The 25,275-nt window shown below is 61.4% G+C and carries 26 protein-coding genes; 11 read left to right on the plus strand and 15 right to left on the minus strand.

Annotated features, from left to right (window positions below; translation table 11 throughout):
• Positions 1–25: 25 nt before the first annotated feature.
• From JN524_RS10625 to JN524_RS10650, 6 genes are all read right to left on the minus strand, one after another.
• Positions 26–805, minus strand: coding sequence for an N-acetylmuramoyl-L-alanine amidase (locus tag JN524_RS10625; protein WP_202369310.1), 780 nt, complete (start codon positions 803–805; stop codon positions 26–28).
• Between the two features lie 100 nt (positions 806–905).
• Positions 906–2,978 carry a GGDEF domain-containing protein gene (locus JN524_RS10630; protein WP_202369311.1) on the minus strand — a complete coding sequence of 691 codons (2,073 nt, stop codon included), beginning with the start codon at positions 2,976–2,978 and terminating at the stop codon, positions 906–908.
• On the minus strand, positions 2,975–3,853 hold the full coding sequence (locus JN524_RS10635; RefSeq protein WP_027610242.1) for an endonuclease/exonuclease/phosphatase family protein: 879 nt from the start codon (positions 3,851–3,853) through the stop codon (positions 2,975–2,977). Before JN524_RS10635 ends, JN524_RS10630 begins: the two co-directional genes overlap by 4 nt.
• 14 nt (positions 3,854–3,867) lie before the next feature.
• Complete coding sequence (locus tag JN524_RS10640; RefSeq protein ID WP_027610241.1) at positions 3,868–4,509, minus strand: thiol:disulfide interchange protein DsbA/DsbL; 642 nt, start codon at positions 4,507–4,509, stop codon at positions 3,868–3,870.
• 200 nt (positions 4,510–4,709) lie between these two features.
• Positions 4,710–5,321: a c-type cytochrome gene (locus JN524_RS10645; protein ID WP_202369312.1), complete on the minus strand. Its 612-nt coding sequence runs from the start codon at positions 5,319–5,321 to the stop codon at positions 4,710–4,712.
• A 32-nt stretch (positions 5,322–5,353) separates the two neighbouring features.
• Entirely contained in the window at positions 5,354–5,659 is a 306-nt protein-coding gene (locus JN524_RS10650) for a c-type cytochrome (RefSeq protein WP_027610239.1), read from the minus strand.
• Between the two features lie 191 nt (positions 5,660–5,850).
• Here JN524_RS10650 and yihA point away from each other — a divergent pair, with 191 nt between their 5' ends.
• Positions 5,851–6,501, plus strand: coding sequence for a ribosome biogenesis GTP-binding protein YihA/YsxC (gene yihA, locus JN524_RS10655; protein ID WP_007962753.1), 651 nt, complete (start codon positions 5,851–5,853; stop codon positions 6,499–6,501).
• A gap of 409 nt (positions 6,502–6,910) precedes the next feature.
• Here the strand turns inward: yihA and polA are convergent, their stop codons facing one another.
• Positions 6,911–9,715 (minus strand): DNA polymerase I, encoded by a 2,805-nt coding sequence (polA, locus tag JN524_RS10660; protein WP_202369313.1) that lies wholly within the window; start codon positions 9,713–9,715, stop codon positions 6,911–6,913.
• Between the two features lie 74 nt (positions 9,716–9,789).
• On the opposite strand from polA, the gene JN524_RS10665 reads away from it, so the two are divergent.
• Together JN524_RS10665 and JN524_RS10670 are read left to right on the plus strand one after the other, a co-directional pair.
• On the plus strand, positions 9,790–10,086 hold the full coding sequence (locus tag JN524_RS10665; protein ID WP_007962757.1) for a DUF2782 domain-containing protein: 297 nt from the start codon (positions 9,790–9,792) through the stop codon (positions 10,084–10,086).
• A 61-nt stretch (positions 10,087–10,147) separates the two neighbouring features.
• Positions 10,148–11,101 (plus strand): homoserine kinase, encoded by a 954-nt coding sequence (locus tag JN524_RS10670; RefSeq protein ID WP_202369314.1) that lies wholly within the window; start codon positions 10,148–10,150, stop codon positions 11,099–11,101.
• Positions 11,102–11,187: 86 nt separating this feature from the next.
• Here the strand turns inward: JN524_RS10670 and JN524_RS10675 are convergent, their stop codons facing one another.
• Positions 11,188–12,108 (minus strand): metal ABC transporter solute-binding protein, Zn/Mn family, encoded by a 921-nt coding sequence (locus JN524_RS10675; RefSeq protein ID WP_202369315.1) that lies wholly within the window; start codon positions 12,106–12,108, stop codon positions 11,188–11,190.
• Between the two features lie 66 nt (positions 12,109–12,174).
• On the opposite strand from JN524_RS10675, the gene JN524_RS10680 reads away from it, so the two are divergent.
• Genes JN524_RS10680 through JN524_RS10695 form a run of 4 tightly spaced genes read left to right on the plus strand, consistent with a single transcriptional unit; the run spans position 12,175 to position 14,974 of the window.
• Entirely contained in the window at positions 12,175–12,657 is a 483-nt protein-coding gene (locus tag JN524_RS10680; protein ID WP_098966472.1) for a Fur family transcriptional regulator, read from the plus strand.
• Positions 12,657–13,442 (plus strand): zinc ABC transporter ATP-binding protein ZnuC, encoded by a 786-nt coding sequence (gene znuC / locus JN524_RS10685; protein WP_202369316.1) that lies wholly within the window; start codon positions 12,657–12,659, stop codon positions 13,440–13,442. The genes JN524_RS10680 and znuC overlap by 1 nt, the downstream gene beginning before the upstream one ends.
• Positions 13,435–14,223 (plus strand): zinc ABC transporter permease subunit ZnuB, encoded by a 789-nt coding sequence (gene znuB / locus JN524_RS10690; protein WP_008081222.1) that lies wholly within the window; start codon positions 13,435–13,437, stop codon positions 14,221–14,223. The genes znuC and znuB overlap by 8 nt, the downstream gene beginning before the upstream one ends.
• 37 nt (positions 14,224–14,260) lie before the next feature.
• Positions 14,261–14,974, plus strand: coding sequence for a PA5502 family lipoprotein (locus JN524_RS10695; protein ID WP_202369317.1), 714 nt, complete (start codon positions 14,261–14,263; stop codon positions 14,972–14,974).
• A gap of 93 nt (positions 14,975–15,067) precedes the next feature.
• Here the strand turns inward: JN524_RS10695 and katE are convergent, their stop codons facing one another.
• Complete coding sequence (gene katE / locus JN524_RS10700; RefSeq protein WP_098966480.1) at positions 15,068–17,209, minus strand: catalase HPII; 2,142 nt, start codon at positions 17,207–17,209, stop codon at positions 15,068–15,070.
• A gap of 260 nt (positions 17,210–17,469) precedes the next feature.
• Here katE and JN524_RS10705 point away from each other — a divergent pair, with 260 nt between their 5' ends.
• From JN524_RS10705 to JN524_RS10715, 3 genes are all read left to right on the plus strand, one after another.
• Entirely contained in the window at positions 17,470–18,477 is a 1,008-nt protein-coding gene (locus JN524_RS10705; RefSeq protein WP_027610230.1) for a methionine ABC transporter ATP-binding protein, read from the plus strand.
• Complete coding sequence (locus JN524_RS10710) at positions 18,477–19,151, plus strand: methionine ABC transporter permease (protein ID WP_027610229.1); 675 nt, start codon at positions 18,477–18,479, stop codon at positions 19,149–19,151. Before JN524_RS10705 ends, JN524_RS10710 begins: the two co-directional genes overlap by 1 nt.
• Positions 19,152–19,228: 77 nt before the next feature.
• Complete coding sequence (locus JN524_RS10715; RefSeq protein WP_202369318.1) at positions 19,229–19,999, plus strand: MetQ/NlpA family ABC transporter substrate-binding protein; 771 nt, start codon at positions 19,229–19,231, stop codon at positions 19,997–19,999.
• A gap of 182 nt (positions 20,000–20,181) precedes the next feature.
• Here the strand turns inward: JN524_RS10715 and JN524_RS10720 are convergent, their stop codons facing one another.
• Genes JN524_RS10720 through JN524_RS10740 form a run of 5 tightly spaced genes read right to left on the minus strand, consistent with a single transcriptional unit; the run spans position 20,182 to position 24,093 of the window.
• Positions 20,182–20,817 carry an SCO family protein gene (locus tag JN524_RS10720; protein ID WP_007962772.1) on the minus strand — a complete coding sequence of 212 codons (636 nt, stop codon included), beginning with the start codon at positions 20,815–20,817 and terminating at the stop codon, positions 20,182–20,184.
• Positions 20,814–21,713 (minus strand): heme o synthase, encoded by a 900-nt coding sequence (cyoE, locus tag JN524_RS10725; RefSeq protein ID WP_003220336.1) that lies wholly within the window; start codon positions 21,711–21,713, stop codon positions 20,814–20,816. Before cyoE ends, JN524_RS10720 begins: the two co-directional genes overlap by 4 nt.
• Positions 21,701–22,780 carry a COX15/CtaA family protein gene (locus JN524_RS10730; RefSeq protein WP_027610226.1) on the minus strand — a complete coding sequence of 360 codons (1,080 nt, stop codon included), beginning with the start codon at positions 22,778–22,780 and terminating at the stop codon, positions 21,701–21,703. Before JN524_RS10730 ends, cyoE begins: the two co-directional genes overlap by 13 nt.
• Before the next feature lie 10 nt (positions 22,781–22,790).
• The gene (locus JN524_RS10735) at positions 22,791–23,384 is read right to left on the minus strand and encodes a hypothetical protein (protein WP_202369319.1); all 594 of its coding nucleotides are present in this window, start codon (positions 23,382–23,384) and stop codon (positions 22,791–22,793) included.
• Complete coding sequence (locus JN524_RS10740) at positions 23,350–24,093, minus strand: SURF1 family protein (protein WP_202369320.1); 744 nt, start codon at positions 24,091–24,093, stop codon at positions 23,350–23,352. The genes JN524_RS10735 and JN524_RS10740 overlap by 35 nt, the downstream gene beginning before the upstream one ends.
• A gap of 70 nt (positions 24,094–24,163) precedes the next feature.
• On the opposite strand from JN524_RS10740, the gene JN524_RS10745 reads away from it, so the two are divergent.
• Positions 24,164–24,367 carry a twin transmembrane helix small protein gene (locus tag JN524_RS10745; RefSeq protein WP_003220344.1) on the plus strand — a complete coding sequence of 68 codons (204 nt, stop codon included), beginning with the start codon at positions 24,164–24,166 and terminating at the stop codon, positions 24,365–24,367.
• A 7-nt stretch (positions 24,368–24,374) separates the two neighbouring features.
• On the opposite strand, the gene JN524_RS10750 is transcribed toward JN524_RS10745, so the two are convergent.
• On the minus strand, positions 24,375–25,262 hold the full coding sequence (locus JN524_RS10750) for a cytochrome c oxidase subunit 3 (RefSeq protein ID WP_134785096.1): 888 nt from the start codon (positions 25,260–25,262) through the stop codon (positions 24,375–24,377).
• Positions 25,263–25,275 lie beyond the last annotated feature (13 nt).

Raw genomic sequence — 25,275 nt, forward strand, 5'->3', positions numbered from 1 at the left:
CGCCCTGACCGTCGGGCGGGCGTCATTATTTTGTCTGATTGAGTACCAGCAACAACGCGGCTGTTTGCGCGTCCGGCATACCGTCGAAACGGGAAGGGCGGAAATGCATCTGGAACGCTGCGAGCACATGGCGCGTCGCTACATCCAGCTCGCCGGTTTGCGGGGTGTCGTAACCGACGCGCGCCAGTTGTTCCTGGAACCAGCTGATGCTCGGCAATTCGGCGTTGAACAGCACCTGCTGCCGCGCCACCGCTTGTTCATTAGGCCATACGCCCAGGCCTTCGGCGGCCAGACGTTTCCATGGGAACAGTGGGCCGGGGTCGAGTTTGCGCAGGGGCGCGATGTCGCTGTGACCGATGATATGGCGCGGGCTGATGCCTTGGCGCTTGCTGATGTCCTTGAGCAGGACGATCAGTGACTGAATCTGCGCTTCGCTATAAGGGAACCACAGGCGCCCGGTCGGCGTGTCCTTGAAGCCCGGATTGACGATCTCGATACCGATCGAGCTGGAGTTGAGCCAGGTGCGGCCCTGCCATTGGCTTTCCCCGGCGTGCCAGGCGCGCTGGTTTTCATCCATCAGCTTGTAGATGGTACCGCCCTTGTCATCGCCGATCAGGTAGTGGCTGCTGACTTCGCCGTGGGTCAGCAGTTGCAGCGAACGCGCGAGCGACGCCGAGGTGTAATGCACGATCACGAACTGCACGCGGCTGTCGTGATTGGCCGAAGGATGGCTGGTGTCGTAACGCGGGCCGCCGGCACAACCGGCCAGAACGAGCAGCGACGCGAGGAGGGCAAAAAATTTCATGGCAGAAGACAGTACACGCAAGACAATAATGCAACAGTGTAACGTACTGCCTCGGGTCTCGACGGCCGGCGGGCTGAATTAAACAAAATGGAACAATTGCTCAGCCCAGCTCGACCCGGTTGCGTCCGCCATTTTTCGCCCGGTAAAGCGCCTGATCGGCTCTTTTGAGCACTAGATCGCTGTGTTCTCCCGTTTTGAACGACGCCAGGCCCATGGAAATGGTGATCGTCACCCGTTCGCCCTTGAAGTGAAACGGGCAGGCTTCGATTGCCGCGCGCAGGCTTTCCAGCAGCTTGGCGCCCACCGCTGGCGTGGTGGCCGGCAACAGCAGCACGAACTCCTCGCCACCAAAGCGGGCAATGAAATCCGCAGCGCGCAGGCGTTTGCGCAGCACTGTGGCGATGATCTTCAGCACCTTGTCGCCGGCCAGATGGCCATAGTTGTCATTGATGCGCTTGAAATGATCAAGGTCGAGCATCGCTAGACTCAAGGTGTTGCCGTGTTGCTGCCACTGTTTGATCTCGTGTTCCAGGCGTTCGCTCCAGGCGGCGCGGTTGGGCAGGCCGGTCAGCGGATCGATCAGGGCTTTCTGCCGCTGCTCTTCCAGGTGTTCTCGGAAGCCCAGGGCTTCCTGCTCCATGTGCGCCACACGCTCGGCCAGACCCTTGAGGCGTGCCGCCACTTCCTGCTCGCGGGCATCGCGTTGTTTCTGGTGTTGATCCATGGTGCCGAGCAGGCCTTCCAGATGGTTCTCCAGCACTTGCTTGAGGTCATCCAGATCGGCCGCTTCCTGCATGCTGGTCTGCAAACCATCGACCTGCTCGCGGATCTGCGTGTCCATCGCCCGCGCCGCCGAGCTGTTGTCGGCGTGGCCTTCGCTGGCGGCCTGCAGGTTGCTCTGGAACGCCTCGAGGCGCTCGTTGAGTTGCTGCAGATAGGCTTCGAATTCGTGCTGGCCGCTGTCGGTGATCGCCAGCATCAAGGTCGCCAGATCGTCGAGAATCGGCAGCAGTTCGTACCAGTTCAGGCCATTTTTCAACCGGTCGCGCATTGCTTCGGCCTGCGGGCGATGGCGCTCGGGCAGGGTCAGGTCGTCGAGCAGCCCGATCAGCGTGTCTTCGATGTGTTTGGCCACTGAACTGTAAGACGGCTCCGGGGAATCGGGCAGGGCGTACAGAATGTCCTGCTCGGGTTGCTCCGGATCGATGGCGGCCAAAGCCTGGGCAATCGGTTCGGGCAGGGGCAGACTATCGAGGAGCAACGGTGCCGGGATGTCGCCCGGGTGGATCAACTCGTCGGGGTTGAACGCGGCAGCAGGTGCTGGCGCCGTGATCGGGGTGGTCGGCCGTTCGGCTTCAGGTTCGGCCGCTGGTAGTGCAGGTGCAGCAACGGGTTCGCTGATCGGCTCGGCAGCAATGACCGGAGGCACGAACGCGAACACAGGTGATTCGGACTCGGGCTGCACTGCTGGCGTTTGCTTAAGCTCGGCCTCTGGTGGTTGCGCGATGGCCGCTACGGTGACGGGTGCTGCCGGAATCGGCTCGACCGCTGCGGTTGGCGCGGGTACCGGCTCAGATGCAGGTTCAGCGTTGGCCGGCGTCGGCGTCGGCGCCTGAGGCTGATCCGAAGACTCTGGCACCCCTTCACTGTCACGGCTGCCAAACAGGCGCTGCAAAAAGCCCGGGCGGTCCGGCTCGGCCGGTGTTTCCAGCTGGCTCAACGCCTTGCCCTGCAAACCGCTGAGCTCACTCAGCAGCAGCGGCATTTCCCGCGCCTGGCCGACCCGGCTGTCGAGTTGCTTGGCGAATTTCTTCAGCGGCTGGGCGACTTCCCGGGGCAGCGGCAGTGCTTGTAGCTGGGTGACCAGCGCGGTAAGCGCGGTGCTGACCTGATCGATTCGGGTTTCGCGACGTTGCTCGGAATCGAGCACGGCTTTTTCCAGGCGCGGCAGCAGGGCGGCGAGGCCGGCGTCCATGTCGTCGGTGCGCACCACGTCGCGCATCTCTTTCATGCACTGATCAACGACCTTGTCGGTGCCTTCAGCGGCCAGCGTGCTGCGCACCAGACCGCGGCGCAGCAAGTCGAGCCGGGCGGCCCAGCGACGTTCGAGCTTGTCCTGTTGTTCGATGCTTTTGAGGTACTTCTCTTTCCAGCGCTGGGCGTCGTCGCTCATTCAGGGGTTCCGCGAGGGGCAGGACTCAACGCGGGCAATGCATCGGCCGTGAGCGAACCCGGCAGACGAATCTCTACCGCGACCGGCAGGTGATCGGAAATGGGTTGGGCCAGCACTTCGACCTTTTCCAGGGTCAGGGTCGGGCTGAGCAAAATATGATCAAGGCATCGCTGTGGCCGCCAACTGGGAAAGGTGGCTTGCATCTGCGGGGCCAGCAGGCCGAGATCGCGTAACGGTGACTGTTGTAGCAGATCACTGGCATGGGTGTTCATGTCGCCCATCAATATCTGGTGCTTGTAGCCACTGATCAGGTCACGAATATAGGCCAGTTGCAGGCTGCGCACCCGTGCGCCGAGCGCCAGATGCATCATCACCACCACCAGCGCCTCCGGACCTTCACCGAAGCGCAGCAGGATCGCGCCGCGACCTTTCGGGCCGGGCAGCGGATGATCTTCGATCGCCCACGGCTTCAGGCGACTGAGCACGCCATTGCTGTGCTGGGCCAGTCGGCCGAGGTTGCGATTGAGTTGTTGATACCAGTAGGGGAAGGCGCCGAGGTGGGCCAGGTGTTCGACTTGATTGACGTAGCCTGAGCGCAGACTGCCGCCATCGGCTTCCTGCAGGGCGACCAGATCGAAGTCGCCAAGCAGGTCACCGATTTTCTGCAGATTGCCTGAGCGCCCGGTGTGCGGCAGCAGGTGCTGCCAGCTGCGGGTCAGATAATGCCGATAGCGCTCGGTGCTGATGCCGACCTGGATATTGAAACTGAGCAAGCGCAGACGATGGTCTGCGGGCAGGCCCGTGGACTCCAGGTGATGCTCGTTGACCTGCGGATCATGCAGGCCAACGCTGCGTTCGGTGCCCCAGCGGCGCATGGCGGTTACCGCGCTTAGTTGGCGGCTGCCTTGTTGGCCGCTCGCTCTTTGGCGACCAGTTGATCAGCCAGTTTCAGGGCTTGCTCGGCACCACCGGCAGAGCCGATGTCGAAGCGGTACTTGCCGTTGACGATCATGGTTGGCACGCCAGTGATTTCATACTTCTTGGCCAGCTCACGCGCTTTGACGATCTGACCTTTGATCGCGAACGAGTCAAAGGTGGCGAGGAACTTGTCCTTGTCCACGCCTTGTGTGGCGAGGAAGTCAGCCATGTCGTTCTTGTCGGTCAGCTTCTTGTGTTGTTTCTGAATTGCTTCGAAAACCGCAGCGTGAACCTTGTGCTCGACGCCCATTGCTTCCAGGGTCAGGAACATTTGGCCGTGAGCATCCCACGGGCCGCCGAACATGGCAGGAATGCGTACGAAGTTGACGTCGGACGGCAGTTTTTCAACCCAGGGATTGATCACCGGCTCGAACGCGTAGCAATGCGGGCAGCCGTACCAGAACAGCTCTACGACTTCGATCTTGCCAGGCTCTGCCACTGGCACCGGGTTGGCCAGTTCGACATAAGGGGCAGCGGGTGCTTCGGCGGCCTGGGCGGTCACGCCGAACAGGCTGGCAGCGACGAGAGCGGCGCTGATGATCAGATTACGCATGCTTTACTCCTGGACAATTTTGGTCGCCTCGCGCGACCTGTTTTCAGACAGATCCTGGCGGGCATGAGTTCTGTAGTGTAACGGCAGCAGCCACAAAAAAGGGCGGCCAAAGCCACCCTTTTTATACTTGATGCGTCGGATTAATCGAGCGTTAACGTTGCAGGAGATGTCCATCAGCGTTAACGCTCGATTCAGGGCGGTTAGTGCAGGCCCTGGATGTAGCTGGCGACTGCGGCGATGTCTTCGTCGCTCAGTTTGCGCGCGATGGTGCGCATGGTCATCGCGTCGCCGTCGTTGGCGCGACCGCCTTCTTCCTTGCGGAATTCGGTCAGTTGTTTGGCGATGTATTGAGCGTGTTGGCCACCCAGGTGCGGGAAGCCTGCGGCGGCGTTGCCGGCACCGTTCGGCGAATGGCAGCCGGTACAGGCTGGCAGGCCTTTGTCCAGGTTGCCGCCACGGAACAGGGCTTCACCACGCGCGACGATTTTTGGATCGGCAGCGCCGACGCTGCCTTTCTGGCTGGCGAAGTAGGCGGCGATGTCGGCCAGATCCTGATCGCTCAGGTTGGTCAGCAGGCCGGTCATTTCCAGAACGACGCGCTTACCCGATTTGATGTCGTGCAACTGCTTGTCGAGGTAGCGTTCACCCTGACCGGCCAGTTTCGGGAAGTTTGGCGCCATGCTGTTCCCGTCCGGGCCATGGCAGGCTCCGCAGACGGCAGCTTTCGCCTGGCCGGCGGCGGCATCACCGGCAGCATGGGCGAAGCCTGAAATTCCCACGGTCAACAGCAGACTCACGATCAATTTGTTCATCAGCTAATCCAACTACGGCTAAGGGTTAAGAGTTATGGACCGGGTTTACTCTCGCTCATCCAAAGGATGATGGCCTGGTAATCCTCGGCACTGCAGTCCATGCACAAACCACGCGGCGGCATCGCCTTGAAACCCTGGGTCACGTGTTGCACCAGCGTCTCCATACCTTTCGCCAACCTCGGCGTCCAAGCTGCCTGATCGCCTCTTGCGGGCGCCATGGGTAGTTGGCCGGAATGACAGGCACCACAAACACGGTTGTACACGGCTTCCGGTTCCTGTGTAGCCTGTGCGCCGCAAAGCGGTATCAGGACTCCGGCAGCCAGCAGCCATTTCGTCATAAAACGACCTTTTCAGGGTTGAGAGCGTTCTGCGTTCTGATGCGCAATCAAGGTCTTTGGCTCTCGTGAACTTCATCCTTCGCTGGGACAAAGCACACACAAAATCTGCGGCATTATATACTGGCGTCACTGAAACGGAAGCGACACCGCGTTCCGCGCCCAATCCCGGCGCCGCCCACATCGGAAATCCCATGCAACTCAAGAATCCCATCCTCGGCCTGTGCCAACAGTCCACGTTCATGCTCAGTGCCGCCAAAGTCGATCAATGCCCTGACGACGAAGGCTTCGAAGTGGCGTTCGCCGGTCGTTCCAACGCCGGTAAATCCAGCGCACTGAACACCCTGACTCACGCCAGTCTGGCGCGCACCTCGAAAACCCCGGGTCGCACACAGCTGTTGAACTTCTTCAAGCTAGACGATGAACGGCGTCTGGTCGACCTGCCGGGCTACGGTTATGCAAAAGTACCGATCCCGCTCAAGCAACACTGGCAGCGTCACCTCGAGGCGTACCTCGGTGGCCGGGAGAGTTTGAAGGGTTTGATTCTGATGATGGACATCCGTCATCCAATGACCGACTTCGACCTGCTGATGCTCGACTGGGCCGTTGCCGCCGGCATGCCGATGCATATTCTGCTGACCAAGGCCGACAAACTGACCTACGGCGCTGCCAAGAACACGCTGCTGAAGGTGCAGGCGGAAATCCGCAAGGGCTGGGGCGATCTGGTGACGATCCAGCTGTTCTCGGCGCCAAAACGCATGGGCCTGGAAGAGGCCTACACTGTGTTGGCAGGCTGGATGGAACTGGCCGACAAGGGCGCCGAAGCGGCGACCGAGGCAGAATAAGGGAATTTCAAAACTGTCTGTGGTGCTGCCAGGCAAGGCAAAAGTGCAACAAAAAAGCGGAGTTTAGGGGACCTAAATGAGCATTTTTTGTTGCGCTTTTAACGCAGCATGGCTGCGCCACAGGCAGTTTTGAGGCAAAAAAAGCCCCGGACTTCATATGGGGAGGGAGAAGTTCCGGGGTTCAAGTTCCGAACCGCTAGGGCGGGGTTCAGATATCTGCCAACACTTAACACAACATAGGAGCATCGAAGGGCTTCACCAGCCATTCAGTATCTCTGAGTAGTGAGTTGTCAGATTAGTTCAGATTTTTTTCAAAAAGCTTTGGAATAACCGCAAGCGCGTTTCGAAATAAGCGCTTTTCGGGCGTTTGCCGCGTCAGTGTGTCGCGGCAAACGCCCGTGCCAGAGCCTTAGTGCGCCTCATCCCAGTTGTTGCCGACGCCGACTTCCACCAGCAACGGCACGTCCAGTTTCGCCGCTTCGCTCATGTGCAGGCGGATTTCCTGACTCACCTGCTCGACCAGATCCTCGCGAACCTCCAGTACCAGTTCGTCGTGCACCTGCAAGATGACTTTGGCGTCCAGCCCGGACGATGCCAGCCAGTTATCCACCGCCACCATGGCTTTCTTGATGATGTCCGCTGCGGTGCCCTGCATCGGCGCGTTGATCGCCGTGCGTTCGGTGGCAGCGCGTTCCTGCGGCTTGTTCGAGTTGATTTCCGGCAGGTACAGACGACGACCGAAGAAGGTCTCTACATAGCCTTGGTCGGCGGCCTGCTTGCGGGTGCGCTCCATATATTCGCGCACACCCGGGTAGCGGGCGAAGTAGGTGTCGATGTAGGCCTTGGCGGTCTTGGTGTCGACGCCGATGTCCTTGCCGAGTTTCTGCGCACCCATGCCGTAGATCAGGCCGAAGTTGATCGCCTTGGCACCACGGCGCTGGTCGGAAGTCACTTCGTTCAGCTCGACCTTGAACACTTCAGCGGCGGTCGCGGTGTGCACGTCCAGATTGTTGCGGAAGGCGTTCATCAAGCCTTCGTCCTTGGACAAGTGGGCCATGATCCGCAGTTCGATCTGCGAATAGTCCGCCGCCAGCAGTTTGTAGCCTTTGGGCGCGACGAACGCCTGACGGATCCGTCGGCCTTCAACGGTACGCACCGGAATGTTCTGCAGGTTCGGATCGCTGGAGGACAAGCGCCCGGTCGATGCCACGGCTTGGTGGTACGAGGTGTGGATACGCCCGGTGCGCGGGTTGATCTGTTCCGGCAGGCGGTCGGTGTAGGTGCTTTTCAGCTTGCTCATGGAACGGTGTTCCATCAGCACTTTTGGCAAGCGGTGATCGTCCTCAGCGAGTTTTGCCAGCACTTCTTCGGCGGTGGACGGCTGGCCCTTGGCGGTCTTCTTCAGCACCGGCAGGCCGAGTTTCTCGTAGAGGATCACGCCCAGTTGCTTCGGCGAGCCGAGGTTGAATTCTTCACCGGCAATTTCGAAGGCTTCACGCTCCAGCGCGACCATCTTGTTGCCCAGCTCGATGCTCTGGATGCCGAGCAGTTCGGCATCGACGAACGCGCCCTGACGCTCGATGCGCGCCAGCACCGGCACCAGCGGGATTTCGATGTCGGTCAGCACGCTGGCCAGACTCGGGATTGCGCTGAGTTTTTCAAACAGGGTCTGGTGCAGACGCAGCGTAATGTCGGCGTCTTCTGCGGCGTACGGGCCGGCCTGCTCCAGGGCGATCTGGTCGAAGGTCAGCTGCTTGGCGCCTTTGCCGGCGATGTCCTGGAAGCTCACAGTGGTGTGATCCAGGTATTTCTGCGCGAGGCTGTCCATGTCGTGGCGGGTGGCGGTGGAATTGAGCACGTAGGACTCAAGCATGGTGTCGAAAGCGATGCCGCGCACGGTGATGCCTTCGTTCTGATCACCGCCGATGGCGCAGTTGGCCAGAATGTTCATGTCGAACTTGGCGTGCTGGCCGACCTTGAGCTTGCTCGGATCTTCCAGAATCGGCTTCAGCGCGCGCAGCACGGTGTCGCGATCCAGTTGCTCGGGCACGCCGATGTAGGAGTGGGTCAGCGGAATGTACGCCGCTTCGTTGGCCTGCACCGCGAACGAAAGGCCGACCAGTTGCGCCTGTTGCGCGTCGATGCCGGTGGTTTCGGTGTCGAAGGCGAACAGCTTGGCGTTGTTCAGTTTCTCCAGCCAGACATCGAAACGCGCCTGATCAAGGATGGTTTCATACGCTGCTTCGGTTGGAGCGGCAGGGGCTTCTTCTGCGGGGGCGCTGAACAGATCGCCAGCCGGCGCAGGTTCGGCGGCAGCGCTCAGTTCCTGGCGCTTGGCGTCACGATCGAGGTCGTTCAGCCAGCTCTTGAATTCCAGCAAGGTGTACAGCTCGTAGAGCTTGGCCGGGTCTTCCGCGCCCATTTGCAGGTCATCGAGGCCGATGTCCAGCGGCACGTCGACCTTGATGGTCGCCAGTTGATAGGAGAGAAATGCCATCTCCTTGTGCTCTTCGAGCTTGGCCGGCAGGGTCTTGGCCCCACGAATCGGCAGGGTCGGCACGATGTCGAGATTCGCGTACAGCTCGGTCAGGCCGCCGTTGACGCCGACCAGCAGGCCGGAGGCGGTCTTTGGACCGATGCCGGGAACGCCTGGAATGTTGTCGGAAGAATCGCCCATCAGCGCCAGATAATCGATGATCTGCTCGGGAGCGACGCCGAATTTCTCCTTCACGCCCTCCACGTCCATCGAGCTACCGGACATGGTGTTGACCAAGGTAATGTGGCCGTCGACCAGTTGCGCCATGTCCTTGTCGCCGGTGGAGATGATCACCGGGCGATCCGCCGCCGCGCTGCTGCGGGCGAGGGTGCCGATCACGTCGTCGGCCTCGACGCCTTCCACGCACAGCAGCGGAAAGCCGAGAGCGATCACGCTCTGGTGCAGCGGTTCGATCTGCACCCGCATGTCGTCGGGCATGCTTGGGCGGTTGGCCTTGTATTCGGCGTACATCTCATCGCGAAATGTCCCGCCCTTGGCGTCGAAGACCACGGCGAACGGGCTGTCCGGGTACTGCTTGCGCAGACTCTTGAGCATGTTCAGCACACCTTTGACCGCGCCGGTCGGCAGGCCTTTGGAGGTGGTCAGCGGTGGCAGTGCGTGGAAAGCGCGGTACAGGTAAGACGAACCGTCCACCAGGACGAGGGGGGCTTGGCTCATGAGCAGAATCAACCTTTTCGGCGGGCCCGGCGCTAGAATAGCGGGACCGTTGACGACAAAGGGACAAGGTTATCATGCGTACGTTAAATCGCTTGCTGCTGGTCGGTTTGATTGCGGCCTCACCATTGGCCGCGATGGCGGCGGATGATGCGCCGTCAAAGGAGCCGGAAGTTACCATTAACACGCACACCGAAGGCGACAAGGTCATTCAGGAATACAGCCGCAGTGGCTTTGTATATGCGATCAAGGTCACGCCGAAGGGCGGCAAACCGTATTTCCTGGTGCGCGCCGATGGTTCGGACGTGAACTACATCCGTTCCGACCAGCCGGATATGCTGATTCCGTCGTGGGAAATCTTTACCTGGAAGTAAGATTCCCGACTTTTAATCGGCGCCGCTTGATCGCGGCGCCCGAACTGAGCAGTTTTTAACCATGTCTGTGTTCACCCCCCTGGCTCGGCCCGAGCTGGAAACCTTTCTCGCCCCTTATGGGCTCGGCCGTCTGCTTGATTTCCAGGGGATCGCCGCCGGCAGCGAAAACACCAATTTCTTTATCAGCCTGGAACAGGGCGAGTTCGTCCTGACCCTGGTCGAACGCGGCCCGGTGCAGGAGATGCCGTTCTTCATCGACCTGCTCGACGTGCTGCACGAGGCTGATCTGCCGGTGCCCTACGCGCTGCGCACCACCGACGGCGTGGCTCTGCGTGAGCTCAAGGGTAAACCGGCCTTGCTCCAGCCGCGGTTGTCCGGCAAGCACATCAAAGTCGCCAACGCCCAGCATTGCGCGCAGGTCGGCGAGTTGCAGGCGCATCTGCACCTGGCGACCCAGGGCGAGCGCATGATCAAGCGCAAGACCGATCGCGGCCTGGACTGGATGCAGGAGGAGGGCACGGAGTTTCTTTCGCATCTGGCGGACGAGCCGCGTGCGCTGCTGCACAAGGCACTGGAGGAGATTACTGCGCAGAAAGACAGAATTCTCGCGCTGCCACGGGCCAACATTCATGCGGATCTGTTCCGCGATAACGCGATGTTCGAAGGCACGCACCTGACCGGGTTGATCGACTTCTACAACGCCTGCTCGGGGCCGATGCTCTATGATGTTGCGATTGCCTTGAATGACTGGTGTTCGGACGAGGACGGCTTGATTGACGGGCCGCGTGCCCGCGCATTCCTCGGTGCCTATGCGGCGCTGCGTCCGTTCACTGCCGCTGAAGCTGAACTCTGGCCGACCATGCTGCGCGTGGCCTGTGTACGGTTCTGGCTGTCGCGGTTGATCGCCGCCGAGCAGTTTGCCGGGCAGGACGTGCTGATTCACGATCCGCAGGAGTTCGAGCAGCGCTTGGCGCAGCGGCAGCAGGTGCATACACCGCTGCCTTTCGCCCTCTAAGATCAAAAGATCGCAGCCTTCGGCCGCTCCTACAGGGGATCACCCTGTAGGAGCGGCCGAAGGCTGGGATCTTTTTCTTTGGGGGGTTACAACGATTCCAGGCACCTGGCCAGATCGTTGCCCAACTTCTCCAGCACCTGCTCATACCCCTGAGCTGTCGCCGGCGTATATCCGCCCAGCGCATCCAGTTCCGCCAGCTTCACCGGCAGGCCCGCCACCAGGGTTTCCGCCAGGCGCGGACGCAGCGGCGGTTCGCTGAACACACAGGTCTTGCCCACTTCCTGCAGACGCTTGCGCATCGCTGCGACGTGTTGCGCGCCTGGCTGCACCTCGGCGGCCACGCTGAATACGCCAGTGTGCTTCAGACCGTAAGCGTCCTCGAAGTAGTCGAAGGCCTCGTGGAACACGAAGTAGGGTTTGCCTTCAACGCTGGCCAGACGTTTTTTAAGTCGAGCGTCCAGCGCATCAAGACGTTCGTCGAAGGCCTTGGCGTTGCTCTGATAGCGCTCAGCGTTGACTGGGTCGGCAATGCTGAGGTCGGCGGCCATTTTGTCGGCAATAACCCGCGCGTTCACCGGCGATAGCCACAAATGCGCGTCCAGCGTGCCCGGGCGATGATCGTGATCGTGCTCGTCGGCGTCTTCGGCGTGGGAGTGGCTGTCTTCGGCAAAGCGGCGCAACTTCATGCCCGGCAGGTCCTGCACGGCGACGCTCGGCAGCGTACGACCGTTCAGCACGCGCGGCAGGAAACCTTCCATGTCCGGGCCGATCCAGTACAGCAGATCCACCGATTGCACCTTCCGTACGTCGGACGGGCGCAGGGCGTAATTGTGCGGCGAGGCACCCGGTGGCAGCAGCACTTCCGGAATGGCGATCCCGTCCTGCACCGCCGCGGCAATCAACTGCAGCGGTTTGATGCTGGTGAGAACCCTGACCTCGGCCTGAGCCGAACCGATCAGCAGAAAACTGGCGATAAACGCCACAAAAACAGAAAAAAGTCGGGACACGATGACCACTCAAGGAGGCGAGAACGGGTAACATAATAACGTCTCTATCAAAACGCGTCGCCGCCCATGCCTATTACACCGATTGCCAGCCGTCCCCACGACCACTCTCATTGCGTGCACAGCGCACTGACCGAGGCCGATACCTTGTGCGCCCAGAAAGGCCTGCGCCTGACTGCGTTGCGCCGGCGGGTGCTGGAGCTGGTGTGGCAGAGCCACAAGCCGCTGGGCGCCTACGACATTCTGGCGGTGCTCAGCGAGCAGGACGGCCGCCGCGCCGCGCCGCCGACCGTGTACCGCGCGCTGGATTTCCTCCTGGAAAATGGCCTGGTGCACCGCATTTCTTCGCTCAACGCCTTTGTCGGTTGCGTGCATCCGGAACATGCGCATCAGGGCCAGTTCCTGATCTGCCGCGACTGCCACGCCGCCATTGAGCTGGAACAGAAAGCTATCAGCGACGCGATCATCAATAGCGCTAGGGATGTCGGTTTCATCGTCGAAGCGCAGACCGTCGAAGTGGTCGGCCTGTGCTCCGGTTGCCAGGGGGCTTGATGAGCAACCCGTTGATCCGTCTTGAGCAGGTTGCCGTCACGTTTGCCGGGCAGACCGTGCTGGACAACATCGAGCTGAGTGTCGAACCGGGGCAGATCGTCACCCTGATCGGCCCCAACGGCGCCGGCAAGACCACACTGGTGCGCGCCGTGCTTGGCCTGCTGAAGCCTGACAGCGGCAGTGTCTGGCGCAAGCCGAAACTGCGCGTCGGCTACATGCCGCAAAAACTTCACGTCGACCCGACCTTGCCGCTGTCGGTGCTGCGCTTCCTTCGTCTGGTGCCGGGTGTTGATCGCCCGCGTGCGCTGGCTGCGCTGAAGGAAGTCGGCGCCGAGCACGTTATCGACAGCCCGGTGCAGACCGTTTCCGGCGGCGAAATGCAGCGCGTGCTGCTGGCCCGGGCGCTGTTGCGCGAGCCGGAATTGTTGGTGCTCGACGAGCCGGTGCAGGGCGTGGATGTCGCCGGCCAGGCCGAGCTGTACAGCCTGATCACCCGCCTGCGCGACCGGCATGGTTGCGGGGTGCTGATGGTCTCGCACGATTTGCATCTGGTGATGAGCACCACCGATCAGGTGGTCTGCCTCAACCGACACGTCTGCTGTTCCGGGCATCCGGAGCAGGTCAGCGGCGATCCGGCGTTCGTCGAGCTGTTCGGCAAGAACGCACCGAGCCTGGCGATCTATCACCACCATCACGACCACGCCCACGACCTGCACGGTTCGGTGGTCAAGGCGCCCGCTGCGGGCCACACCCACGTTCACGGAGACCACTGCAAGCATGGCTGATTTTCTGTTGTATGCCCTGCTTGCAGGTCTGGCGCTGGCGCTGGTTGCCGGGCCGTTGGGTTCGTTCGTGGTCTGGCGGCGCATGGCCTATTTCGGCGACACCCTGTCCCACGCCGCGCTGCTTGGCGTGGCCCTGGGCTTTCTGCTGGATGTCAGTCCAACGGTCGCGGTGACCGTCGGCTGCCTGTTGCTGGCGGTGCTGCTGGTGACCTTGCAACAGCGTCAGCCGCTGGCCTCCGACACGCTGTTGGGAATTCTCGCACCGAGCACGCTCTCTCTCGGGCTGGTGGTACTAAGCTTCATGCATGAAGTGCGGATCGACCTGATGGCCTATCTGTTCGGCGACCTGCTGGCGATCAGCCCGACCGATCTGGCGTGGATCCTCGGCGGCAGCGCGGCGGTGCTGGTGTTGCTGGTGACGCTGTGGCGGCCGCTGCTGGCGATCACCGTGCATGAGGAATTGGCCAAGGTCGAAGGCCTGCCGGTGGCGGGCCTGCGCATGGCGCTGATGCTGTTGATTGCGGTGGTGATCGCGGTGGCGATGAAAATCGTCGGTGTGTTGCTGATTACTTCGCTGCTGATCATTCCGGCGGCTGCGGCACAACGTCACGCCCGCTCGCCGGAGCAGATGGCCGTGGGCGCGAGCCTGCTGGGCATGCTCGCCGTGTGTGGCGGGCTGGCGTTGTCATGGTTCAAGGACACCCCGGCGGGGCCGTCGATCGTTGTGACGGCGGCCGCACTGTTTCTGCTGAGTTTTGTTCTGCCCCGTCGAGGGGTGTAGACTTGCTCGCTTTTTGCGCAATTAGAGAGTCGCAGGAATGAAGCCGTTCGCCTCCCGTTATCTGCTCCTTGTCGCATTTTCCGTGCTGCTGGGCGCCTGCCAAAGCACGCCGCCGGTGGCCGAAGCCCCCGACGCGCGGGCCACGGCCATCGCACAGCTGGAGCAAAGCCTGGCCAGCAGCGAACTGGCCACCGCCGAAGACCAACTGGCCGCCTTGCAGGCACAAACCCCCAACGATCAGTCCCTGGAGCAATACCAGCGCCAGTTGGCTGAGGCCTACCTGCGCCGCAGCCAGATCGTATTGCAAAAGGGTGATGTGAACGCCGCAGCCACTGCGCTGAGCCGTGCCCGTGCCCTGATGCCGAAAGCCCCGGCGCTGACCGGTGGCGTCAATGGTGCCATCACCGAAGCGCGCAAAGCCGAGCTGGAGAAAGCCGAAGCGGCGCTGCTGGCGGCCGAAGCCAAGCCGAAAGCCAAGCTCATCGATCCGACTGCCGAAAGCACCACGGTGGCGCTGAACATTAACGATAGCCGCAAGCTTCGCCGGCAACTCGACGCGATCGCCGCCGATGTGGTGAATTATGAGTGTGCCGTGAGCATTCAGGCGCCGCGCACCCAGGATTACCCTTGGCTGGCGACTCTGCTGAGCAAGCGGGTGAAGAAACTGAATCCGGATTTCGAGTTGCGCATCGAGAAGCAGATTCTGCGCACGGTGCCGGCGCAGATGGTCTTGAGCCCGCGTAAACCTTAAAAGCTTCGCGAGCAAGCCCGCTCCCACAGGTAAAGCGTGAACCCTGTGGGAGCGAGCCTGCTCGCGAAAGCGTCCTCTCAGCCAGCCAAGAACTTAAGCTGGAATGGCCTTGGCCTTAGGCTCCCGCGCCCAGACCCGATGCTGCCCGATCGCCGCGAAGAACGGCTTGGTCAACCCCGGCACATCCTTGCCCTGCAGCAGTCCCGCATCTGCTTCCAGCTTCAGCAGATCCTGCAACTGCTTGGCCTCGCCGTGCAGCGCAATCGCCTTGAGGTGCTTGTAGGCTTCCAGCAGGTAATGCAGCGCCACGCCGTCGCCACTCAACGCCTTGATCGACGCCGCACCACCCGGCACGAACACCGCATCGAAGATCACTGAAGGCATACCTTCCATGGATGCGTCCACCGGCAGGGCTTTGCCGTCGGCAGTCTTCACCGGTGCCGAAGTCGGGCCGAGCAGCTTGGCGTGCGCACCTTCTGCTTCCAAGGCCTTTTTCATCGCATCGATCGCTGCACCATCGACGCCGTTAGCGGCAAGAATCGCCACTTTGCGGGTTTTGATGTCCTCTGGCAGCAGATTCGCCTGACTCAGCGCTGGTGAATGATCGAACGAAGTCTTGCGCACCTCGACCGTGCCTTTGCTCGGCGCCGGCAACCCGAGGTTGGCCGCCACGCGCTTGGCCAATTCCAGGTCGATGTTGGCGAGAATCTCATTCACCTGCCGTGCACGGATAAACTCGCGTTCGACCTTACCCAGCTCGAAGCTGTAGGCGGCAATGATGTGCTCCTTCTCGTGCTCACTCATGCTGTTGAAGAACAGCCGCGCTTGCGAGAAGTGGTCGCTGAACGACTCGCTGCGCTGACGGATCTTGTTCGCATCGATGCGTTCCGGGTAACTCTCGAAGCCGCCGTCCTGCGCGGCTGGCGGAGTTTCTTTCGGCCAGCCGCCGTCGATCGAGTTCGGCTCGTAGGACGCGCGCCCCTTGTCGATTACTGTGCGGTGCTGCGCGTCGCGCTGGCCGTTGTGGAACGGTGCCACCGGGCGGTTGATCGGCAGCTCATGAAAGTTCGGCCCACCCAGTCGGCTGATTTGCGTGTCGGTGTAGGAAAACAGCCGACCTTGCAGCAGCGGGTCATTGGAGAAGTCGATGCCGGGCACGATGTGGCCGGGGCAGAATGCGACCTGCTCGGTCTCGGCGAAGAAGTTGTCCGGGTTACGGTTGAGGGTCATCTTGCCCAGCGGGGTGATCGGCACGATTTCTTCGGGGATCAGCTTGGTCGGGTCGAGGATGTCGAAATCGAAGTCGTGTTCGTTTTCCTCCTCGATGATCTGCACACCCAACTCCCATTCCGGGTAGTCGCCCATCTCGATGGCTTCCCAGAGATCGCGACGGTGGTAATCGGTGTCTTTACCGGCGAGCTTCTGCGCCTCGTCCCACACCAACGAACAGGTGCCGGCAGTCGGGCGCCAGTGGAATTTGACGAAGCGTGATTTGCCCTCGGCGTTGACCAGGCGGAAGGTGTGCACGCCAAAGCCCTGCATGCTGCGCAGGCTTTTCGGGATTGCCCGGTCGGACATCGCCCAGATCACCATGTGCGCCGACTCCGGCACCAGCGAGACGAAGTCCCAGAAGGTGTCGTGGGCCGAGCCGCCGGTAGGGATCTCATTGTGTGGCTCGGGTTTCACCGCGTGGACGAAGTCGGGAAACTTGATCGCGTCCTGGATGAAGAACACCGGCATGTTGTTGCCGACCAGATCGAAGTTGCCTTCGTCGGTGAAGAACTTCACGGCAAAACCGCGCACGTCACGCACGGTATCGCCGGAACCGCGCGGCCCCTGCACCGTGGAAAAACGCACGAACACCGGGGTCTTTTTCCCCGGATCCTGCAGGAAGCCGGCCTTGGTCAGTGTCGAATGGTTCTCGTAGGCCTGAAAGAAACCATGCGCGCCAGTACCGCGCGCATGGACGATGCGCTCCGGAATGCGTTCGTGGTCAAAGTGCGTGATCTTTTCACGCATGATGAAGTCTTCCAGCAACGACGGCCCGCGCGGGCCGGCCTTGAGGGTGTTCTGGTTATCGGCGACCTTCACTCCCTGATTGGTGCGCAGGGCCTGGCCGGTCGCGTCGGAGCGAAACTTCTCCAGACTGTCGAGTTTGGCGTTGGTGTTGGCGCGATCCTTGGTATCGGTTCCGGCCAGTTGGCTTTTGTCGGTCGTAGGTTTCTTGCTGCTCATCAGACGTAAACTCCTCGGTTGACCCCGTTTCAACGGGGACTCTTGAGCGTTTCCGGGCACGGTTACCCAGGGTTTCAAGTCGCTTAACTAGTGACCAATGAGCAGGAATGGGCGTTCCTTTTTTATGACCTTTGATCTTGTTATTGCCAAATCGAAGGTTAATTGCGAAATAAATGCTAAGAACCTCTATACGGACAGGCTAAAATGCGCGCCCGGCTAACCGCTGATCCTTTTCTAACGCGCCCCACAAGGTTCGCTACGTGATCGAGTTTCAAAACGTCCACAAAACTTACCGCGTCGCCGGTAAGGACATCCCCGCCCTGCACCCGACCAGTCTTTCGATTGAAAACGGTCAGGTCTTCGGCCTGATTGGCCATTCCGGTGCGGGAAAAAGTACCCTGCTGCGTCTGATCAATCGCCTGGAAGACTCCAGCGGCGGCAAGATCATCGTCGACGGCGAAGAAGTCACCGCGCTGGACGCCAACGGCCTGCGCCGCTTCCGTCAGCAAGTCGGGATGATCTTCCAGCACTTCAACCTGCTCGCCTCCAAGACCGTGGCCGACAACGTCGCGCTGCCCCTGACCCTGGCGGGCGAGCTGTCGAGCAGCGAGATCAATCAGCGTGTCGCTGAGTTGCTGGCACGGGTCGGTCTGTCCGATCACGCCAAGAAGTACCCGGCACAATTGTCCGGCGGCCAGAAACAGCGCGTCGGCATCGCCCGCGCCCTGGCGACCAAGCCGAAGATTCTGCTGTGCGACGAGGCCACCAGCGCCCTCGACCCGCAGACCACCGCGTCGGTTCTGCAACTGCTGGCCGAGATCAATCGTGAACTGAAGCTGACCATCGTCCTGATCACCCACGAGATGGACGTGATCCGTCGCGTTTGCGATCAGGTCGCGGTGATGGACGCCGGGGTGATCGTCGAGCAAGGTTCGGTGGCCGATGTGTTCCTGCATCCGCAGCACCCGACCACCAAGCGTTTCGTTCAGGAAAGCGAGCAGATCGACGAAAGCGAACAGCGCGATGACTTCGCTCACGTGCCGGGTCGCATCGTGCGTCTGACCTTCCAGGGCGAAGCGACCTACGCGCCGTTGCTCGGTACCGTGGCCCGGGAAACCGGGGTCGACTACAGCATCCTCGCCGGCCGCATCGACCGCATCAAAGACATTCCTTACGGGCAATTGACCCTCGCCGTCACCGGTGGCGACATGGAAGCGGCCTTCGCCCGCTTCACCGCCGCTGACGTTCATATGGAGGTGCTGCGTTAATGGAAATGCTCAAGGCTTTCTTCGAAAACATCGATTGGCTGGAAATCTGGCTGGCCACTGGCGACACCATGCTGATGCTCGGTGGTTCGCTGCTGTTCACCGTATTGCTCGGCCTGCCGCTGGGCGTGCTGCTGTTTCTCTGCAGTCCGCGTCAGTTGCTGGAAAACCGTGGCCTCTACGCCTTCATGTCGTTGGCGGTGAACATCCTGCGTTCGCTGCCGTTCATCATTCTGCTGATCGTGATGATTCCGTTCACCGTGCTGATCACCGGCACTTCGCTGGGCGTGGCCGGTGCGATTCCGCCGTTGGTGGTGGGTGCGACGCCGTTCTTCGCGCGTCTGGTGGAAACCGCGCTGCGTGAAGTCGATCGCGGCATCATCGAAGCCACCCAGTCGATGGGCGCGACCACCCGGCAGATCATCATGAACGCCTTGCTGCCGGAAGCCCGTCCGGGCATCTTCGCAGCGATTACGGTGACCGCGATTACCCTGGTGTCCTACACGGCGATGGCCGGTGTGGTCGGCGCCGGTGGTCTGGGTGACCTGGCGATCCGTTTCGGCTACCAGCGTTTCCAGACTGACGTGATGATCGTCACCGTGGTATTGCTGCTGATTCTGGTACAAGTGCTGCAAATGGTGGGCGACCGACTGGTCGTGCATTTCTCGCGCAAATAACCGGTTTTTGTAATCAAGAAATGAGCCGGCCATTCGCTGGCAGGCGCCAGACGGGCGCCTCATAAGGAGTTAGCTGAATGAAAAAACTGATCGCTGCTTTCGCTGCCGTAGCCGCTTTTTCGGCCCACGCTGAAACCCTGACTGTCGCCGCCACCCCGGTGCCGCACGCGGAAATCCTCGAATTCGTGAAGCCGGCCCTGGCCAAAGAAGGCGTGGATCTGAAGGTCAAGGTCTTCACCGACTACATTCAGCCGAACGTGCAGGTGGCTGAAAAGCGCCTGGACGCCAACTTCTTCCAGCACCAGCCGTACCTCGATGAGTTCAACAAGGCCAAGGGCACCAGCCTGGTGGCGGTGAACGGCGTGCATCTGGAGCCACTGGGCGCCTACTCGAACAAGATCAAGGATCTGAAGGACCTGCCAAGCGGCGCCAACGTGGTGATTCCGAACGACGCCACCAACGGCGGCCGTGCGCTGTTGCTGCTGGCCAAGGCTGGCCTGATTACCCTGAAGGATCCGACCAACATTCTGTCGACCCCGAAAGACATCGCGCAGAACCCGAAAGACCTGAAAATCCGTGAACTGGAAGCCGCGACCATCCCGCGCGTGCTGACCCAGGTCGATCTGGCGCTGATCAACACCAACTACGCGCTGGAAGCCAAGCTCGATCCGTCCAAGGATGCGCTGGTGATCGAAGGCAACGACTCGCCGTACGTGAACATCCTGGTGTCCCGTGCGGACAACAAGGACAGCGACGCGATGCAGAAACTGGCGGCTGCGCTGCACAGCCCGGAAGTGAAGAAATTCATCACCGAGAAGTACAAAGGCGCCGTATTGCCGGCGTTCTGATTCAGGACGAGACAGGCGCAATAAAAAAGGCGATCCCTCGGGATCGCCTTTTTTATGGGGCAAATTCCCCTGTAGGAGCTGTCGAGTGAAACGAGGCTGCGATCTTTTGATCTTGCTGTTGAAGATCAAGAGCAAAAGATCGCAGCCTTCGGCAGCTCCTACACAGGAATGTCTCGCCCTGATTACTTGCGGTTGAGCATGACCGGCAGCTGCGCGACAAGTTTGGCGTTGTTCAGCGGCGCTCGGATGAAGCCGCGTTGCGTGCCGTCCGGGCCGATCACGGCGAGGTTGCCACTGTGGTCGACGGTGTAGTTCGGTTTGCTGGTATCGGCTGGAATGAACGGGATGCTCACGGCATTCGCCACCTTCTGCAGCTCTTCGATCGACTTTGGCGTCAGGCCCACGAACTGTGGATCGAAGTAGCCCAGGTACTGCTTCAATTGCTGCGGGTTGTCGCGGTTCGGGTCGACGCTGACCAGTACGATCTGCAATTTATCCACCGCGTCTTTGGGCAACTCGCTCTTGATCTGGCGCAGTTGGGCGAGGGTGGTCGGGCAGATGTCCGGGCAGAAGGTGTAGCCGAAGAACAGCAGACTCCACTTGCCTTTCAACTCGTCGATGGCGACCGGTTGGCCATCCTGATTGGTCATGGTCACGCCCGGCAACGTGCGGCTCTGCGGCAGCAGGATGATGCCGGCGTCGATCAGCGCGGTGGGGTCGCCCTGGCCCTTGCCACTCAGGACTTTGTTGACGGTCAGTCCCAGGATCAGCGCGATCACGGCGACGAGGATGAAAACGGTTTTCTGGGTTCGAGTCATAGGTTCAACAGTAAGTAATGGTCTACGAGCAGGGCGATGAACAACAGGAACAAGTAATAAATAGAGTACTTGAAGGTGTTGATCGCCGCGTGCGGCCGAGTGCCACGGTACAGCACCACGGCCCATTGCAGAAACCTTGCGCCCAGCGCGAGGGCGCAGATCAGGTAGAGCACGCCGCTCATGTGGATCACATACGGCAGCAGACTCACCGCGAGCAGGGCGAAGGTGTAGAGCAGAATGTGCACCTTGGTGTAGTGCTCGCCGTGGGTCACCGGCAGCATCGGGATGTCGGCCTTGGCGTATTCCTCCTTGCGATGAATCGCCAGCGCCCAAAAGTGCGGCGGGGTCCAGGCGAAGATGATCAGCACCAGCAGCAACGGTTCGGCGCTGACGTGACCGGTGGCGGCGGTCCAGCCGAGCAGCGGTGGGGCGGCGCCGGCCAGGCCACCGATGACGATGTTCTGAGGCGTTGCACGCTTGAGGAAACCGGTGTAGATCACCGCGTAGCCGAGCAGCGAAGCGAGGGTCAGCCACGCGGTCAGCGCATTGGTGAAAGTCAGCAGCATCGCCTGCCCGAGCAGGGCCAGCACCAGCGCAAAGGTCAGCGCCGCTGCCGGTGAAACCCGGCCCTCGGCCAATGGCCGTTTGTGCGTGCGCGCCATCACCGCATCGATGCGCCGGTCCACCACATGATTGACCGCCGCCGCGCCACCGGCACACAACGCAATCCCCAGATTGCCAAACACCAGCACCGTCCACGGCACCCCGGCGCGGGTCGCGAGGAACATGCCGACCAGCGAGGTGATCAGCATCAGCACCACCACTTTCGGCTTGGTCAGCTCCAGATAGTCACGCCATAGCGCTTGCGCGGGACGTTCGCCGATCAGAAGCGCCATGGCGTTTCTCCTTTTATCGTGATGGGCGCAGCCGAATGTTTACGTGGGCTCAAACGCCAGCGCGCCAACATCGGCTGTTTGACCCGAACCAGACTGGTGCGCGCGTGGTAATTGACCAGCACCATGCTCAGCAGCAGTGCGGCGCCACCGGCGTTGTGCGCCACGGCCACCGGCAGCGGCAGATGAAACAGCACGTTGCTGATGCCGAGGGTGATCTGTGCGCCGAGGGCAATGACGACTAGCCCGGCCAAACGCGTCATGCCGACAGCCCTGAGTTGCCAGGCCAGACCGAGCAGGACGATCGTCACCAGCAGCGCGCCGATGCGGTGGGTCAGGTGAATCGCTGTGCGTGCATCGCTGTCGAGTTGGCCGCCGAGATAATTGGGGCCGATGTGCTGGGTCAGGTGAAAGCCGTTGGCGAAGTCCGCCGGTGGCAGCCATTGACCGTGGCAGGTCGGGAAGTCGATGCAGGCCACCGCCGCGTAGTTGGAACTGACCCAACCACCCAGTGCGATCTGGCCGATCACCAGCAACAGCCCCGCCGTCGCCCAATACTGCAAACGCTTGGGGACGGTCAGTGCCGGCAGCACCCCGGACAATCGCAACGTCAGCAAAAACAACAGACTCAAGGTCGCAAAACCGCCGAGCAAATGCCCGGTGACCACTTGCGGCCAGAGCTTGAGCGTCACCGTCCACATGCCGAACGCCGCTTGGGCGAACACCACCGCCAGCAGAAACAGTGGCAGTTTCAGCGGCTGGCCCGGATGACCACGATTGACCCAGGCACGCCCGGCGAGAATCGCAATCAGCAGGCCGAGAGTGCCGGCGAAGTAGCGGTGGATCATCTCGTTCCAGCCCTTGTGCGCCACCACCGGCGAGTCGGGGTAATGCAGTTCGGCATGGGCCAGTTGGGCTTCGCTTTTCGGCACGCTGATGAACCCGTAGCAGCCCGGCCAGTCCGGACAGCCGAGGCCGGCATGGGTCAGGCGGGTGTAGGCGCCGAGCAGCACGACGAGCAGTGCCAGCAGAGTGGCAAACAGCGCGAGGCGAAATCCAGGTTTGGCCATGACGATGCCCTTATCCGATGTTCGACAGTTTCAGCAGGTGGCGCAGGTCGTTGAGCAGATCCTTGCCCTTCACACTCGGCTCGTAGCGCAGCACCAGGTTGCCGTGGGGGTCGATGATCCACAGCTGCGGCGTGGCCTTGTCGCCGGTGGCCTTGCTCAACGCTGCGCTGTCCAGCGGGTAGCGTTGCAGCTGCGGGTATTCGCGGCTCAGCTTGGCTTCGTAGTCGGCGCTCAGCGGCTGTGCAGCGGCGAGGGCGTGGCTGGCGCGCCCGGCATCGCGACCGAGACCGATCTGAATCTGCCGGGCGAGGTACACCAGTTGCTGACAGTCCACTGCGCAGTCCTTCGGTGCGGTGACCAGCATCTGCCAGCGCGTTTCGTCGGCCTGGATGCCGAGGTCGGCGCGGGTCTGGCCGTTGCCGATCAGTTCGCCGTGATAGCTGCGGCCTTCCGGCACCCAGAACTGCAATTTGTACATGCCGGTGGCGAGAATCATCGGGCCGACTACGCCGAGCACAATCAGCAACAGCTGGATCCGCCCGCGACGGCGGGTGGCCGGTGTTTTTGCCTCAGACATGCTGGGTGGATTCATGGCCGTTCCCATGGGTTTTCTCCTTTGCGTTGTGCAAGCCCAAATAGACGTAGAGGCCGAGCAGGGCGGTGGCCATGGCGAACCACTGCACGGCGTATCCAAGGTGTTTTTCCGGGCCCATGGCGACGACCGGCCAGTCGGCCTCATAGCTGGCGGGGCCGGGTTCGGCACGAAGTTCGTAGGCGAAGCCGTCGCGTTCGAGGGTTTTCCACAGCTTCGCCGGCTCGACGGCGGTGATCGTTTGCGGCCAGGTGCTGCTGGCCGGGTCGGCGTGCAACTGGAAGGTCGCGCCGGGGGCGACGTAGACCCAGGCATCCAGGTTGACCGCGTCGGTGGGGGTTGCGAATTGCGGCGTCACCCGGCGATCCGGCCATGGCAGCCAGCCGCGATTGACCAGCAGCCACTGGCCGGTGGCCCGATCCTGAAACGGCTGCAGCAGTTCGATGCCGACCTTGCCGTTGCGCTGACGGTTGTCCAGCAGCAGGCTGTGGGCGCTATCGAACTGGCCGTACAGATGCACACGGCGAAAGGCCGGGTCGGCGCTGTGCAGCAATTCGCTGCTGGCCATCGGCTCGGCGGCGCGGCGCTCGGCGTAAGTGGCGAGCAGGGCGGTTTTTTCCGCGCCCCGGCCCAGTTGCCAGAAACCCAGCGACACCAGCAGCGGCAGCAGCAACGCCACCACCACCACGGTCGGTATCACGCCCGGGCGGAAGCGCTTCATGGCCGCGCCACAAAGTCAGTCGTCGCGATCGCTATACTCAACTGCATCGCCTGTCCCCCGGAGTCTTCCCATGCTCAAAGCAGCCATCGTCCTGCTGCTGATTGCCACGGTGATCAGCCTGTTCAGCGGCCTGTTTTTCCTGGTCAAGGACGACAGCAGCTCCAATCGCCTGGTGATCGCCTTGAGTGTTCGGGTGGCACTGGCCGCTGCCACCGTCGGCTTGATCGCCTGGGGCTTCTACAGCGGCCAACTGGTGTCGCACGCGCCTTGGTAATCAGTGCTCAGAGCACGTAAACGAAGACGAACAAACCGATCCACACCACATCGACGAAGTGCCAATACCAGCTCGCCGCCTCGAAACCGAACTGATGCTCGGCATCGAAATGCCCCTTCATGATGCGCATCAGCATCACGAACAGAATGATCGTGCCGATGGTCACGTGGGCACCGTGGAAACCGGTGAGCATGAAGAACGTCGCGCCGTAGATGCCCGAACCCAGGGTCAGGCCCAGTTCGTGATAGGCGTGCATGTACTCCTCGGCCTGCAAGGCGAGGAAGCCGCAGCCCAGCAGCACGGTGATCGCCAGCCAGATTTTCAGCGCACCGCGATGGCCTTTTTTCAAGGCGTGGTGGGCGATGGTGATGGTCACGCTGGAGCTGACCAGCAGGATCGTGTTGATCAGCGGCAGGCCCCACGGACTGATGACTTCCTTGGGCGGCGGGAACAGTTTCGGGTCCGGGGTGTGCAGCAGCGGCCAGGTGAACTGGAAGTTCGGCCACAGCATGTGCGCGATGCCTTTCGGGCCTTCGCCACCCAGCGCCGGCCCGGAAATGTGCCGCACGTAGAACAGCGCACCGAAGAAAGCGACGAAGAACATCACCTCGGAGAAGATGAACCAACTCATGCCCCAGCGGAACGAGCGGTCGAGCTGCGGGCTGTACAGCCCGGCACGACTTTCCTTGATCACCGCCCCGAACCAGCCGAACAGCATGTACGCCAGCAACAGCCCGCCGACGAAGAAGATGTACGGGCCGTGGGATTCCGGGCGCGCTGCCTTCAGATCGTTGAACCAGGTCGCCAGGCCGTACACGGTGATGACCATGCCGAAGGTGGCGATGATCGGCCATTTACTCTGGGCCGGGACGTAATAGTGCTCATGAGTTGCCATTTATTGTTCTCCT

It is taken from the genome of Pseudomonas sp. MWU318, assembly GCF_016756945.1.
Classification (GTDB): Bacteria; Pseudomonadota; Gammaproteobacteria; order Pseudomonadales; family Pseudomonadaceae; genus Aquipseudomonas; species Aquipseudomonas putida_A.

Excerpts from the sequence above, each read along its gene's own strand:
- JN524_RS10625 (WP_202369310.1), bottom strand. The coding sequence starts at position 805 with ATGAAATTTTTTGCCCTCCTCGCGTCGCTGCTCGTTCTGGCCGGTTGT.
- JN524_RS10630 (WP_202369311.1), bottom strand. The coding sequence starts at position 2,978 with ATGAGCGACGACGCCCAGCGCTGGAAAGAGAAGTACCTCAAAAGCATC.
- JN524_RS10635 (WP_027610242.1), bottom strand. The coding sequence starts at position 3,853 with ATGCGCCGCTGGGGCACCGAACGCAGCGTTGGCCTGCATGATCCGCAG.
- JN524_RS10640 (WP_027610241.1), bottom strand. The coding sequence starts at position 4,509 with ATGCGTAATCTGATCATCAGCGCCGCTCTCGTCGCTGCCAGCCTGTTC.
- JN524_RS10645 (WP_202369312.1), bottom strand. The coding sequence starts at position 5,321 with ATGAACAAATTGATCGTGAGTCTGCTGTTGACCGTGGGAATTTCAGGC.
- JN524_RS10650 (WP_027610239.1), bottom strand. The coding sequence starts at position 5,659 with ATGACGAAATGGCTGCTGGCTGCCGGAGTCCTGATACCGCTTTGCGGC.
- yihA (WP_007962753.1), top strand. The coding sequence starts at position 5,851 with ATGCAACTCAAGAATCCCATCCTCGGCCTGTGCCAACAGTCCACGTTC.
- polA (WP_202369313.1), bottom strand. The coding sequence starts at position 9,715 with ATGAGCCAAGCCCCCCTCGTCCTGGTGGACGGTTCGTCTTACCTGTAC.
- JN524_RS10665 (WP_007962757.1), top strand. The coding sequence starts at position 9,790 with ATGCGTACGTTAAATCGCTTGCTGCTGGTCGGTTTGATTGCGGCCTCA.
- JN524_RS10670 (WP_202369314.1), top strand. The coding sequence starts at position 10,148 with ATGTCTGTGTTCACCCCCCTGGCTCGGCCCGAGCTGGAAACCTTTCTC.
- JN524_RS10680 (WP_098966472.1), top strand. The coding sequence starts at position 12,175 with ATGCCTATTACACCGATTGCCAGCCGTCCCCACGACCACTCTCATTGC.
- znuC (WP_202369316.1), top strand. The coding sequence starts at position 12,657 with ATGAGCAACCCGTTGATCCGTCTTGAGCAGGTTGCCGTCACGTTTGCC.
- znuB (WP_008081222.1), top strand. The coding sequence starts at position 13,435 with ATGGCTGATTTTCTGTTGTATGCCCTGCTTGCAGGTCTGGCGCTGGCG.
- JN524_RS10695 (WP_202369317.1), top strand. The coding sequence starts at position 14,261 with ATGAAGCCGTTCGCCTCCCGTTATCTGCTCCTTGTCGCATTTTCCGTG.
- katE (WP_098966480.1), bottom strand. The coding sequence starts at position 17,209 with ATGAGCAGCAAGAAACCTACGACCGACAAAAGCCAACTGGCCGGAACC.
- JN524_RS10710 (WP_027610229.1), top strand. The coding sequence starts at position 18,477 with ATGGAAATGCTCAAGGCTTTCTTCGAAAACATCGATTGGCTGGAAATC.
- JN524_RS10715 (WP_202369318.1), top strand. The coding sequence starts at position 19,229 with ATGAAAAAACTGATCGCTGCTTTCGCTGCCGTAGCCGCTTTTTCGGCC.
- JN524_RS10720 (WP_007962772.1), bottom strand. The coding sequence starts at position 20,817 with ATGACTCGAACCCAGAAAACCGTTTTCATCCTCGTCGCCGTGATCGCG.
- cyoE (WP_003220336.1), bottom strand. The coding sequence starts at position 21,713 with ATGGCGCTTCTGATCGGCGAACGTCCCGCGCAAGCGCTATGGCGTGAC.
- JN524_RS10730 (WP_027610226.1), bottom strand. The coding sequence starts at position 22,780 with ATGGCCAAACCTGGATTTCGCCTCGCGCTGTTTGCCACTCTGCTGGCA.
- JN524_RS10735 (WP_202369319.1), bottom strand. The coding sequence starts at position 23,384 with ATGGGAACGGCCATGAATCCACCCAGCATGTCTGAGGCAAAAACACCG.
- JN524_RS10740 (WP_202369320.1), bottom strand. The coding sequence starts at position 24,093 with ATGAAGCGCTTCCGCCCGGGCGTGATACCGACCGTGGTGGTGGTGGCG.
- JN524_RS10745 (WP_003220344.1), top strand. The coding sequence starts at position 24,164 with ATGCTCAAAGCAGCCATCGTCCTGCTGCTGATTGCCACGGTGATCAGC.
- JN524_RS10750 (WP_134785096.1), bottom strand. The coding sequence starts at position 25,262 with ATGGCAACTCATGAGCACTATTACGTCCCGGCCCAGAGTAAATGGCCG.